Annotated in this window: 9 protein-coding genes; 7 read left to right on the top strand and 2 right to left on the bottom strand. The window is 33.5% G+C overall.

Annotated elements, in window-relative coordinates; all coding sequences use genetic code 11:
- Positions 1-9 precede the first annotated feature (9 nt).
- Together mutM and coaE are read left to right on the top strand one after the other, a co-directional pair.
- Positions 10-864, top strand: a complete 855-nt coding sequence (gene mutM, locus BW732_RS00750; RefSeq protein WP_077274995.1) for a DNA-formamidopyrimidine glycosylase — start codon at positions 10-12, stop codon at positions 862-864.
- A complete protein-coding gene (gene coaE, locus BW732_RS00745) occupies positions 861-1,466 on the top strand; it encodes a dephospho-CoA kinase (RefSeq protein WP_126844301.1) in 606 nt (201 codons plus the stop codon). The genes mutM and coaE overlap by 4 nt, the downstream gene beginning before the upstream one ends.
- A gap of 73 nt (positions 1,467-1,539) precedes the next feature.
- Here the strand turns inward: coaE and BW732_RS00740 are convergent, their stop codons facing one another.
- Complete coding sequence (locus BW732_RS00740; RefSeq protein ID WP_077274993.1) at positions 1,540-2,244, bottom strand: GntR family transcriptional regulator; 705 nt, start codon at positions 2,242-2,244, stop codon at positions 1,540-1,542.
- Positions 2,245-2,390: 146 nt separating this feature from the next.
- Here BW732_RS00740 and BW732_RS00735 point away from each other — a divergent pair, with 146 nt between their 5' ends.
- Both BW732_RS00735 and BW732_RS00730 read left to right on the top strand, forming a co-directional pair.
- Positions 2,391-4,163 carry a glycoside hydrolase family 35 protein gene (locus BW732_RS00735; protein WP_077274992.1) on the top strand — a complete coding sequence of 591 codons (1,773 nt, stop codon included), beginning with the start codon at positions 2,391-2,393 and terminating at the stop codon, positions 4,161-4,163.
- A 17-nt stretch (positions 4,164-4,180) separates the two neighbouring features.
- Positions 4,181-6,181, top strand: a complete 2,001-nt coding sequence (locus BW732_RS00730; RefSeq protein WP_077274991.1) for a hypothetical protein — start codon at positions 4,181-4,183, stop codon at positions 6,179-6,181.
- A 47-nt stretch (positions 6,182-6,228) separates the two neighbouring features.
- Here the strand turns inward: BW732_RS00730 and BW732_RS00725 are convergent, their stop codons facing one another.
- On the bottom strand, positions 6,229-7,113 hold the full coding sequence (locus tag BW732_RS00725; protein WP_077274990.1) for a helix-turn-helix domain-containing protein: 885 nt from the start codon (positions 7,111-7,113) through the stop codon (positions 6,229-6,231).
- 134 nt (positions 7,114-7,247) lie between these two features.
- On the opposite strand from BW732_RS00725, the gene BW732_RS00720 reads away from it, so the two are divergent.
- The 3 genes from BW732_RS00720 (at position 7,248) to BW732_RS00710 (ending at position 13,759) form a co-directional block, all read left to right on the top strand.
- The gene (locus BW732_RS00720; protein ID WP_077274989.1) at positions 7,248-10,520 is read left to right on the top strand and encodes a DUF5107 domain-containing protein; all 3,273 of its coding nucleotides are present in this window, start codon (positions 7,248-7,250) and stop codon (positions 10,518-10,520) included.
- Between the two features lie 103 nt (positions 10,521-10,623).
- Entirely contained in the window at positions 10,624-11,622 is a 999-nt protein-coding gene (locus tag BW732_RS00715; RefSeq protein WP_077274988.1) for an aldose epimerase family protein, read from the top strand.
- Between the two features lie 118 nt (positions 11,623-11,740).
- Positions 11,741-13,759, top strand: coding sequence for a hypothetical protein (locus BW732_RS00710; protein ID WP_077274987.1), 2,019 nt, complete (start codon positions 11,741-11,743; stop codon positions 13,757-13,759).
- The last annotated feature ends 10 nt before the right edge of the window (positions 13,760-13,769 follow it).

The raw sequence follows: 13,769 nt of genomic DNA, 5'->3' as shown, positions 1-13,769 counted from the left end.
TGTCGTTAAATGCCTGAATTACCTGAAGTGGAAACAGTCAGAAAGGGTTTAACTAAATTAGTTAATGGAAAAACGATTCAATCTGTAATTGTCAGATGGCCAAGAATTATTGAACAGCCATCTGACGATGAATTTTGCCATTTGTTAATCGGCGAAACCATTGAATCTATTGAGCGTCGTGGAAAATATCTAATTTTTAAATTAAGTCACTATGATATGGTGTCACATTTACGGATGGAAGGTAAGTTTGATTACCATCCAACGCAAGATGATGAGGTGACGAAACATGCACACGTACTTTTTAAATTCACTGATGGAACTGAATTACGCTATCTTGACGTTCGGAAATTTGGTCGGTTTACGCTATTACCTAAAAACGGCAGCCAGACTTATAAAGGAATTTTAAAATTAGGCCCAGAACCAATCGTACCCGATTTTGACTTATCTATCTTTTCCGAAAAGTTGAAAAAATATAAAAAAAATATCAAACCCTTGTTATTAGATCAAACTCTTGTAACAGGATTAGGAAATATTTATGTTGATGAAGCTCTATTTCAAGCCAAAATTCATCCGGAGACCCCAGCTAATCAATTGTCTAAAAAACAAATGACTCTTTTACATCAAGCAATTATTGATGTGTTAGCTAGAGCAGTTGAAGCAGGAGGGACAACGATTAGAACATATAAAAATGCATTAGGTAATGCTGGTACTTTTCAGGTTGAATTAGCCGTTTATGGTCATAATGAAGAGCCTTGTCCTATTTGCGGAACAACAATCAAAAAAATCAAAGTTGCCCAAAGAGGAACTCACTATTGCCCTAAATGTCAACCACTCTATCAGAATTCTGGAGGATATTCCTCATGACATTTTTTTTAGGTCTTACTGGCAGCATTGCGACAGGTAAAAGTACGGCTAGCCGTTTTTTTCAAATGCATAATATTCCAGTTATTGATGCGGATTTAGTTGCGAGAGAAGTCGTTATTCCAGGTACAGATGGTTTGCAAGCGATTGTTAATTTTTTTGGTCCTGATATTCTATTACCTAATGGTGAATTAAATCGAGAGCAATTAGGTAATATTATCTTTAGTGATAAAGAAAAAAAAGAGCAGTTAAATGAATTACTTAGTCAATTCATTTACAAGAAAATGATTGAGCAAATGACAGAACTAGCGAATAAAAATGAACCATTAGTAGTGGTGGATATTCCATTACTTTATGAAGGATCATACGATAAAATGGTTGATGCAGTTATGGTTATTTACACATCAAAAGAAACGCAATTAGAACGTTTGATGCAACGAAATAATTTGTCACAAGTCGATGCACTAAATAGAATTCATAGTCAATGGTCAATTGATAAAAAAGTCGAACTGGCCGATTATGTCATTGATAATAATGACACTATAGTAGCAACTAATCATCAATTATTAGGTTGGTTAGAAAAATTTAAGGAAACATTGATATAATTATCTAAAAAAGTCACCTAAGGAGAATGTCCAGCAAAACTAGTAATTGCTGGATATCTCTTTAGGTGACTTTTTAAATTGTTTCAATTTTACTTTCGTAATGTTCCCAATGTTTATAGCTCTCTACATATTCAATCACACGTTCATGATCAAGATAGGTCGTTCGTTTAGCAAAACTAGTAGGTGCCATTTCGTCAATCTCAAGTAATTCAGCAATTTTTTTTGGGGTGGGGAATTGTATGGCATAAAATTCGACTGAAGTTGATGTGCTTAATTGAATATTAAAGTCATGTTTGATTTTATCATTAATTGAAACAAAAGAATCAGGATTAGTTAGGTCTTCGTCATGAATAAAATCTGATGTTAGATAAGAATATTGTAAGAAAAAAGGAACACCCGCACTTTTTCTTAGTCGCTCAAAACAATAGATTTTTTTAGTCGCTTCAGCGTTGAGTTTTTTGCGGATACGCTCATCATCAATTTCTCTAATACTTAGTACGACTGTCTCTATTTCTTCATCTGGGAATCGATTAATATCAGTAAAACGAACTTTCTGCCCGATTTTTCCTTTCGACACAAAGCGTCCTTTTCCTTGTACACTAAATAAATAACCATCATTGACTAACTCCTTTAACGCGCGAATGACGGTAATCGAGCTAACTTTGAAGATATCAATTAATTCTGCTTCACTATAAAATTTATCACCAGGTTCAAATTCTCCATTTTTAATCTGGTTAAGTAGTGTATTTTTTATTTGAACATATTTTGGAATACTCATAACAAACCTCCGTTGATTTTAATGTAATAGTACCACTTAATATATGAAGTGTCATCATGATTATGAAAGCGGTTGATAAATTAAACACATTATGCTATAGTAATGACAACTTAATATATTAACATATTAACTAAAAGGAGTTAGCGATGAACACAATAAAAATTTCAAAAGATTTTTTAATTAATGGTAAACCAGTCAAATTAATTTCTGGTGCGATACACTATTTTCGTATTATGGAAGATTATTGGGAGGATAGTTTAGAAAAGTTAAAGGAAATGGGGTGTAATACTGTAGAAACGTATATTCCTTGGAATTTTCACGAACAAGAAGAGAATCAATTTGATTTTACTTCACCTCAACATAATATTGTCAAATTTATTAAATTGGCTGAACAAAAAGGATTATATGTGATTGCTCGTCCATCTCCTTATATCTGTGCAGAATGGGAGTTTGGAGGATTGCCTTATTGGTTATTGACAAAAAAACTTAAGATACGCTCGAGTGATCCTAACTTTATTGCATACGTTGAACGCTACTATTCTCGTTTGTTTGATTTGTTAACACCATTACAGTGGAATAAAAACGGCCCCATTATTTTATTACAATTGGAAAACGAGTACGGTTCGTATGGCAATGATAAGACTTATCTTGCAGAGATTCATCGCATCATGCTTGAAAATAATGTTAGTGTGCCCATTTTTACATCTGATGGATCTTGGGAAGAAGCACTTGAAGCTGGTTATTTACCTAATTCACAAGTGTTTCCAACTGGTAATTTTGGTTCGAACGCATCTGTTAATATTGCAGCATTAAAGTCATTCATGACATCAAAAAATATTATTGCTCCTTTGATGTGTATGGAATTTTGGGATGGTTGGTTTAATCGTTGGAATGAACCAGTTGTTAAGCGTAATCCAATTGAATTACGTGATTCGGTGAAAGAAATGTATGACTTAGGCAGTTTAAATTTATATATGTTCCATGGTGGGACAAATTTTGGTTTTATGAATGGTTGCTCAGCCCGAGGCACAATGGATTTGCATCAAGTGACATCATATGATTATGATGCACCATTAACAGAATGTGGAGATATAACTGAGAAATACTACGAATTAAAAGAGTTATTCACCGGGTCGAGAAAAGTGAATAATCAAAAAATTCGTAATCATGCAAAAAGAGCATACAGTGAGATAACATATATTGACTCGGTTTCTTTATTTGATGTATTAGATTCGGTTAGTAAACCAGTTGTACGCAATAGTTGGCCATTACCTATGGAAGACTTAAACCATGGCTACGGTTACATATTATATCAATCGATAATTGGTAATGCACGTAAAATCGATAAAGTTAGAATTATTGAGGCAAGTGATCGGGTAAAGGTTTATTTAAATCAAAAAGAACAGATCACACAATTAAAAAAAGAAATTGGTACAGAATTTTCATTAAATTTACCGAAAAAAACAGATAATCAACTGGCGATTTTAGTTGAGAATATGGGACGAGTGAATTATGGTACTAAATTGACTTCGCCAACCCAAAGAAAGGGTATCCGAAACGGTGTTATGCTAGACTTACATTTTCATGCTGATTGGGCACATTATTGTTTAGACTTTACTAAATTAGCGACAATTGATTTTTCAAAAGACTATCAAGGTGGAGTGGGTTTCCATAAATTCGAATTGATAACCACCGATATTGCAGACACATATATTGATTGTCGTGGATTCGGTAAGGGCTGTATATTTGTAAATGGTGTCAATCTTGGTCGTTTTTGGCAAGTTGGTCCAGCTCATTCACTCTATCTGCCAGCCCCCATATTGAAACAGGGTGTTAACGACATTATTATTTTTGAAACAGAAGGGATTTATCAAACCGAATTAAAAACCACCGAGTTGCCAATTATTGATACAATTTAAAGAGAGAGGGTACTTAAATGGCTTATATTTATTCATTACGCTATGCACTAGCTTTAAATAGGGACAATACGACACGTTTAAAAGAGTTAGCGAAATTTTGTCATGATGCTAAAATTGATGATATTAATTTTTTTATTAATCATGAAGAAATTGGTCGTGGTCACTTATTAAATAATGAAACGGAAGAATGGATTAGACTTGCACGTGAGATGAAAGACTTCTCAATAGAACACAATCTAACATTCTCGTTAAATCCAGGCATCACATTGATGCATGGTGATCGTGGAAGAAAACTAAATACTAAATTAGCTTTTGGTACAATGGTAGACGCTAATGGGGTTCAAGCATCTGCTGTGGCGTGTCCACTTGATCCAATTTTCCAAGATTACCTTGCTGATACATATGGAATGTATGCCACACTTGAACCTAACTATTTATGGATAGAAGATGATTTGCGACATTTTAATCATAAACCAATTCAATGGGGCTGTTTTTGTGAAAAACACATGGACACTTATCGTCAAATATTAAATAATCAAACATTGACACGCGAAGAACTTGTTTCTAAAATTTTACAACCAGGCCTAGCAAGTAATGAACGTAAAGTTTACTTAGATTGTGCTCGTCAAACCATGATTGATATAGTTAAAAAGATTCAAATTAAGGTCCACAGCATCTCTCCCAAAACCAAATTGGCCTTAATGACATCACAACCAGATCAGCATACAACGGAAGGTAGAGACTGGCAGAAACTATTTACAAGTCTTTCTGGTAAACAGCCCTTTGTTGCTCGTCCTCATCTGCCAGCCTATAATGAGGTAACTGCCAAAGAATATAGTAAAGACTTTAATCGTGTGAGTCGTGTCACCGCAGATTTATTAGGTGATGATGCTGAATTGTTTCCAGAACTTGAGAACTATATGTATTCGCGTTATACAAAATCAAATCATTTCTCCCAATTTCAATTAGTGACATCGCTAATGCTTCATCCAAAAGGAACAACGATGAATCTATTTGATATGATGGGAACTGGTGTAGTAAATGATTACCATATTCAAGAAATGTTGGCTACAGTAAAACCTTATCTGAATGATATTAGTCAATTAGATTTGAAAGTCTCTGAACAAGTCGGTATTCGAGTGTTGTACTCACCTAATACTGCTTATCAAGTAGAAACATCGATTGGTGAGGAACGTAATGAATTAATTTCTCAAGAGTATAGCTGGCTAGAATTGTTAAGTTCTTTTGGTTTTAGTGTGAAACCGTCACGCTATGACCCAAAGATTAGCCAAGAAATCATTGCAATTTCTGGACAATTCTTAAGAACATTAACAAATCAACAAATTTGCCAATTATTCGAAGAAAATTTTACTTTAATTGATGGAGAAACCGTCGCTATTTTAGTTGAACGAGAGTTGGGTTATTTAATTGGTGTGACAGACTGTTCATGGAAAGCTGTGCGCTCAGGGCAACAATCATATGAACAAGTGACAAATCATAAAAATTATTATGGTGTGAGCGAAGCACGTATGTCCTTGATGCAACAAACGGGTGATTTTTTAGATATAACTTATGAATCAGATGAGAGTTCAATTATTTCAAGAGCCTATAATGAATACGATCAAGATGAGGGTAGTGTATGTGCTGTTTCTAAAAATAGCTTTATTTTACCGATTTCCTGGGACAAAAAAGCTGGTTGGAGTAGTCAGTATATTTCGTTTAAAGAAGAAATTATTCGAGATGTTTTGCTACACCAATCGATAAATACAAAAACACTTGCTCTGACAATTGATATGCCATATGTTAATTTAATCCATTATCAAAAAAATCAAAAAAATTATTATCTAGTAGCCAATTTTTCTACTGAATCCTATGAGACTATTAGATGCCAGCTAGTTAATGAAACAGCTTGTTATGATGAATATAGCCTCACTGGTAAACAAACGGTCACTTATCAAGATAATCATTTACAGACGTCACTAGCTAGTTTAGAAATGAAAGTTTTTGTCGAAAAATAAACTAGTCACTTCATTCAATTATTGATTAAGTGACTAGTAGTAGATGATTAGACTGAGCCTTTATACTTTTGACGATATTCTCGTGGTGAGAGCTGAGTGACTTTTTTAAAAGCTCTTGAAAAGTAATATGGATCAGAGAAGCCTAATTGATTCGCTATTTCATAAATTTTTAAATCACTCATCTTTAAATACTTACATGCCTGTTCTATTTTAATCTCATTAAAATACTCAATCGGTGATTTTTTCAAATATTTTTTATAAATTGTACTCAAATAACTTTGGGAAATATTTAAATGATTGGCCATTTCTTGTAATGTTAGTGTCCGGTGAAGGTTGTCTGTTAAGTACTTGATACTATGCGTTAAATAAATATTTTGTTTATCCTGTTGCAATTCATTCTTTAAATAGACAATCTGAGTTAATAAAGAATTTAGCAAACTAACTACACATAGATTAGTTTCAAAATCATTGCATTTTTCTGATAAATTAAATAGACGAATGAAGTCCTCTTGAATTAAATGACTTTTCTCGGGAGAAGATATTTGTGTTAAAAGTTGTTTTTCTAAATTAAACTCATTAGGTCTTTGTGTATCGAAATGTATCCATAAAATCGACCAAGGATTATTTTCAGAGCTATAATAGTAATGTTGTGTGTGTTTAGGGATACAAAAAATATCGCCATGCTTTAATTGATAGGTTTTTTCTTGATTTAAAGAAACAACTCCTTCACCATCAACACAATAAATCAGAATGAAATCTGTTAAATTGTCATAGCGCTCACGATAGTGGTATTTTACTTTTGGATAGTAACCCATCTCTTTAATTTGTGTACCGTGAGATAATGGATGGTCTAATAATTGTTCAGCGAAACTATCTGGAATAATGATATGGCGTTCATCTTTAAAGCCATCTTTCTTTTTAATTGCTAACATACGGTCACTTCCTTTTGAATGGATTTTAGCATATAAGTAGAAGATAATCCATCTAAATATCAAAAATGCTATGTTCTTGTATGCGGTTACTAATTAGAATAAAGGTATAAAAAGATTGAGGAGATGAAAACATAATGAATAATGTACTTGTAAAAGAAGAGCTAATTAGTATGCCAACCTATTTAACGGCAAAACCAGATAAAAATCCATTATTCTTTGAAAAAAGAGTCTATCAAGGAAGTAGCGGGAAAATTTATCCCCATGCTATGACAGAAAAAATTTTAGATGAAAAAGTTGATGTCGATTATCCTGCAGTAATTCTTGAAAATGATTATCTGAAAGTTGTCATTTTACCGACACTTGGAGGTCGTATTCAAAGAGCTTATGATAAAACTAATAATTACGATTTTGTCTATTATAACCAAGTAATCAAGCCAGCATTAGTTGGTTTAATCGGACCATGGATTTCTGGAGGAATTGAATTTAACTGGCCACAACATCATCGTCCATCAACTTATATGCCAACAGAGTACCATGTTGATGAAAATGAAGATGGTAGTAAAACAGTTTGGGTTAGTGATATTGATAAAATGTATGGGACAAAAGGTATGGCTGGATTCACACTATATCCTGATAAAGCGTATATTGAAATTACAGGGAAAGTTAATAATTTGACAGATACCCCACAAACTTTTTTATGGTGGGCGAATCCTGCTGTACCAGCTAATGATCACACAGCTTCAATTTTCCCACCAGATGTCCACGCAGTGATGGACCATGGTAAACGAGCAGTATCAGATTTTCCGATTGCAACTGGAACTTATTATAAATACGATTACTCAGATGGCGTAGATATCTCTCGCTATAAAAATATCAAAGTACCGACTTCTTATATGGCACATCATTCAAATTATGACTTTATTGGTAATTATGATGAATCAAAAAAAGCTGGATTATTACATGTTGCTAATCATCATATTTCACCAGGTAAAAAACAATGGGTTTGGGGAAATAGTGACTTTGGTATTGCCTGGGATCGTAATTTAACTGATGAAGATGGGCCATATGTAGAGTTAATGACTGGTGTTTTTACGGATAACCAACCAGACTTCACATGGTTAAAACCCTATGAAGAAAAAGAATTTCAACAATACTTTATGCCTTATAAGGGTGTCGGTCGAGTTAAAAACGCAACCATTGACGGTGCTGTCAACTTAGAAATTAAAGACGGGCGTTTAAGTTATGCGTGCTATACAACTAGTCAACAAGATAATTTGAAGTTAGTTATTACTCATAAAGAGACAATCATTTTTGAGGAATGCTTTGATTTAACTCCTGCAACATATCATGAAGGAGAGCTTTTAAGTCCTCAAGAAACAATGACCTCTGATTTAATGATTCAATTATTTGATCAAACTAATCGTCTTATTGTCGACTATATTGGTGTTGATGAAACAATTAGTGAATTACCAGAACCAGCTGAAGCACTCCCAGTTCCTGAAAAATTGAAAACAACGGAAGAATTATTCTTAGCTGCGACACATATTGAACAGTATCGTCATGCGACTTTAGATGCGCGTGATTACTACTTAGAAGGTTTAAGACGTGATCCAGAAGATATCCGTTTGAATAATGGTTATGGACTAAATCTATACAGACGTGGACTAATTGAAGAAAGTGAAAAACATTTTGAAAAAGCTGTCGCAAAACAAAAATGGAAATCACCTAATCCATACTATGGTGAGCCATTATTCAATTTAGGTTTAGCTCAGCTTCAATTAGGCAAAATTAATCAAGCGATTGATAGTTTTTATAAAGCGACTTGGAATGAAGACACACAATCTTCGGCATTCTATTATTTAGCAATGATTGATTCACGACAAATGAAGTGGTCAGGAGCATTAAAACATTTAAATCGTAGTTTAATAAAAAATTGGCATCATTTGAAAGCGCGTCATTTAATTCTTGCAATTCAACGATTAACTCAAGTTACGAGTGATTTTAACAGTAATTTTGCTATTGATCCTTTATATTTAGGTTTCCATTTTGAAAAATACTTAGTTGATACAACTTATGATTGGCAAAAATACATGCGCAATGAAGTCAATAATTATCTTGAACTAGCGCTAGATTATATTAACTGGGGACTGTTTAATGATGCGATTACCGTTTTAACACACGCACCACAAGAGAGTCCGTTAGTACATTATTACTTAGCATTCGCTAAATTGAATTTAGGTCAAGTAGAAGAGGCTAGACAATCCGTCAAATTGGCTGAGATGGCTCCGTCTGATTACTGTTTCCCAAATAAATTATTAGAAATACCAATTTTGGGAGCAGCCATCGATTTATTGCCGAATGATACTGGCTTTGCTAAATATTATTTAGGCAACTTGTTTTATGATAAAAAACGGTATGACGAAGCAATCAAATTATGGGAGCAAGCAACTAGAGAAATCCCGGAATTTCCAACTGTCTTCAGAAATTTATCAATGGCGTATTACAATCGTCAAGATGACCTAGACAAAGCTCTATCAATGATCGATGTTGCATTTAACTTAGACACAACAGATGCACGTGTTTTATTGGAAAAAGATATTTTATTGAAAATCAGCCAAGCTTCAGTTGATACACGTCTAGAAATTTTAGAACAATATCATGAAACGACAAAAGACCGAGACGATTTATTCTTAACTTATTTAGGGTTGTTAAGTACTAAAAAATCATTTAAGCAAGCGTATGATTTAATGATGTCACGACAATTCCATCCTTGGGAAGGTGGAGAAGGTAAAGCATCTGGTCAGTACATGTTTAATTTAATTGAACTTGCAAAAGAGATGATGGTAGACCAACCAGAGCTAGCGATTGACTTATTAAAACAGTCTCAAACGTATCCTGAAAATCTTGGTGAAGGTAAGTTGCCTAATGTGCAAGATAATATCTCTGATTATTTTATAGCCAGAATTTACGAAGCTCAGGGACAAAAAAATTTAGCGACTGAATATTATCGAAAAGCAGCTCTTGGTACTAGCCAACCAGAAAGTGTCCTTTATTATTATGATCAACCAGCAGATTCAATTTTATATCGTGGACTGGCTGAAAACAAATTAGGTAATACTAAAGCGGCTAATAAATGGTTCCATCAATTAATTCGTTACGGTGAGACAAATATCTTTAAAGATATTTCTTATGATTATTTTGCTGTATCAATGCCAGAAACAGTAGTCTTTAAACGCGATCTAACTAAAGAAAATCAAATATACTGCAAGTACCTAATTGCTTTGGGTAACTTGGGATTAGGTGATAAAGAAAAAGCCAGACATTTATTAATGGACGTTGTTACAGAAGTTCCAGATCATCAAGGGGCATTAAGTCACTTATGGTTAATTGACAATCAGTCACTTTAATTAATTAATCTGACTAATCAATGGAATTGGATGGATTGAGACACCTATCTGATTTCATTGATTTTAGTCAGTATCAAGAAAAGTAATTAGAAAGGAGAATCACATGATAGAAATCAACGAAACTGTGATAAAAGTAGACAATCAGAATGAATTAAGAACATATCTACTAATAACAAAGAAATTGACACTGCATGTTTCTAACTATGGTGCTTCTATTATTGATATCCAAACTCCTGATAAAGACGATTGTTGGGGCAGCATTATTGTAAACTATCCACAAGCGACTGATTATCTAAAGACACGCAGTTTTTTAGGTGCTAGTGTTGGACGAGTGGCTGGTCGAATCAAAAACGGATGTTGGGGAGAAATACAACTAGAACAAAATGAAGAAATCAATCATCTTCATGGTGGAACTATTGGATTCGATAATGTTTTTTGGGAGTCTACAATGACATCAGACGCCTCTAGTACGAGTATTATTTTTTCTAAGGTTTTTCCAGATAGTCAAGGTGGTTATCCGGGGAATTTGGAAATGACAATTACCTATACAGTTAAGCTAGATGGTACCTTAACAATTACATTCAATGGCATCTCAGACCAAGTAACGTTACTAAATCCGACAAATCATGTGTATTTTAACTTAAGCGCTGGTATGGAATCTACAATCTACACACATGATTTATCTATTGGCAGCAATTATTTTTTGCCTTTAGACACACAGCATTTACCAACGGGGGAGCTTTACTTTAAAAAATATTTAACAGAAAATCAAGAAAATTTAGGGTCAATTTTATCATTGACTAATCAACATATTTTACTAGAAGATGGTTTGAATCATCCATTTGTTTTAAACAAAAATACTACATCAAATGTGATATTATCCCATAAAAATAGCGGTCGGAAAGTAGAAATAACAACATCTTATCCTTGTGCTGTCTGCTATACCGGAAATCATTTTAATGATGAAAAATTCAAAAAATATTGTGGTGTTGCAATAGAATGTCAAAATTTCCCTGATGTAGACCGATTAAGATATTTCGGAACTAACCGACTTGCTGAAAATACTATTTATCGAGAGGTAATTCACTATAAATTTTATTAATCAGTGTAAAATAGTCCATTATTTAAACTGATTATCCATTCCGTAATTGTAAGCGCTATATTAGAATTTACTTATGAAGTACTAAATCATTCATAATTTAATAAAAGGAGGAAACTACGTGGCAGATAAAGAATTTTTTTATTCACTTCGTTTGGGGGTCGATCCTAGTAGCTGGGATCAAAAGAAAATGACTGACCTAAAAACATTCATTTCAGAAGGACAGTTAGATGACGTGAATATTATTATTAACAGTGAAGAATTAAACGTTGGTCATATCACTAAACCAGAATTAACACCGTGGTTAGAAACAACCCAATTCTTTAAAGATGAATTAGAACCCCTAGGTATATCTGTTTCTATGAATCCTTGGACTAATTTATTACACAGTGATCGTGGTCGTATACTGAGTGATGAGTTTAAATTTAAAACAATGGTGGATTACCAGGGTAGAAAAGCAACAGCAGTCGCATGTCCAGCCGATCGTGAATTCATTGACTACATTGCTGATATTTATGGTGAATATGCCAAAAAGAAACCAGCTTATCTTTGGATGGATGATGACTTTAGACATTTTAACCATAAGCCATTAGTATTTGGTTGTTTTTGTGATCAACACATGGCAATTTACAATGAAACTTTAGATAGTCATTATACAAGAGAAGAATTTGTTGATAAAGTCTTCCAACCAGGACTTCCTACAAAGGAAAGACACGTATTTTTAAATCAATCACGTCAAGAAATGATTGATATTGCAGATACTATTGCTAAAGCCGTGAGAAAAGAATCAGATACAACAAATCTTGGTTTAATGACATCACAACCGGAGTGGCATGCATTAGAGGCACGTGATTGGCATAAATTATTTGAACACTTATCAATTAATCAGTTACCCACATCTCGGCCACACTTACCAAGTTACAATGAAATACCTGGTTTGAAATATGTCAGGGAGTTTAACCGTAATGTCCGACCAGTCGCTCAAATGATGGGACCAAATGCTCAAATGATGCCTGAGTTAGAGAATTATATGTATTCAACTTATGCCAAATCAAACAAGTTCACCCAATTACAACTAGAGACTGTGATATTGATTGGAGCAAAAGGCATACTATTTAATTTTTACGATATGATGGGTAACGGTGTTGTCTTTAGCTACAATCATCAAAAGATTTTAAGTGAAAGTAAACCATTACTAAATTATTCCGTTAAGCATCCAATTGACTTAGAAAATTTACATGGAGTAGCTGTTCTCTATTCTCAAGATACAGTTTACACTAGAGAATCTAAAACTGGTCAATTAGAGGAAATGTTACCAAGAGAATATGAATGGTTGGCATTACTTGGTTCATTTGGTATTGCAACAAAACTAATCAATACGACAAAGGTAACAGGATTAACCAATCAAGTCGTTGCAGTCAGTGATCAAGTACTACGGAATTTATCAGATGATGACATTAATCATTTATTTACTCACAATCGTGTGATGCTCGATGGTACAAGCGTTGAAATCTTATTTGATCGCCAACTGAATCATTTAATTCATGCTGAATCTTATAATTGGTTAACACCGCACACTGGTTACCATACTTATGAAGAATGGAATGGCCCAGAATTAATAGAAGGTGTTGAACATGCACGGATGACTGTTATGCAGCAAACTGGTGATTTAGCAAATATTACCTATACGAATTCTGATGACACAGCAGTTTTAACATCACTATATAATGAAAAAAATCAATGGATTGGTAATGGTATGAGTGTAATCAATCGTAAACATTTTATTTTACCAATTAGTTACCATTTAAAATATGGTTGGGATGCGCAATATGTGACGTATAAAGAAACGATTATTAAAAATTATTTGGGTAAAATGACAACTGATTACTTAGTCAATATGCCTGTCTGTCAATTAATTCGAGATGGTAAACGTTTATATATCACAAATTTTACATTAGATGATTACGAATCAATTCAAATTAATTTACATGATTATATTAATAGTCCAAGTGTCACTGCTAATATTGTCACTAGGAAAAAACGATTAGATAATGTTACCTTTGAGAAAGAAGGAGAAAACTTTACATTATCTTATCCAATGAAAGCGTTTGAAACAATTATTATTGAATTATTAGATTGACAAACAATTA

Source organism: Vagococcus penaei (assembly GCF_001998885.1).
GTDB classification, from domain to species: domain Bacteria; phylum Bacillota; class Bacilli; order Lactobacillales; family Vagococcaceae; genus Vagococcus; species Vagococcus penaei.
The sequence above is the reverse complement of the archived record's forward strand: the minus strand, read 5'-3'. Positions and strand labels throughout refer to the sequence as shown.

Excerpts from the sequence above, each read along its gene's own strand:
- mutM (WP_077274995.1), top strand. The coding sequence starts at position 10 with ATGCCTGAATTACCTGAAGTGGAAACAGTCAGAAAGGGTTTAACTAAA.
- coaE (WP_126844301.1), top strand. The coding sequence starts at position 861 with ATGACATTTTTTTTAGGTCTTACTGGCAGCATTGCGACAGGTAAAAGT.
- BW732_RS00740 (WP_077274993.1), bottom strand. The coding sequence starts at position 2,244 with ATGAGTATTCCAAAATATGTTCAAATAAAAAATACACTACTTAACCAG.
- BW732_RS00735 (WP_077274992.1), top strand. The coding sequence starts at position 2,391 with ATGAACACAATAAAAATTTCAAAAGATTTTTTAATTAATGGTAAACCA.
- BW732_RS00730 (WP_077274991.1), top strand. The coding sequence starts at position 4,181 with ATGGCTTATATTTATTCATTACGCTATGCACTAGCTTTAAATAGGGAC.
- BW732_RS00725 (WP_077274990.1), bottom strand. The coding sequence starts at position 7,113 with ATGTTAGCAATTAAAAAGAAAGATGGCTTTAAAGATGAACGCCATATC.
- BW732_RS00720 (WP_077274989.1), top strand. The coding sequence starts at position 7,248 with ATGAATAATGTACTTGTAAAAGAAGAGCTAATTAGTATGCCAACCTAT.
- BW732_RS00715 (WP_077274988.1), top strand. The coding sequence starts at position 10,624 with ATGATAGAAATCAACGAAACTGTGATAAAAGTAGACAATCAGAATGAA.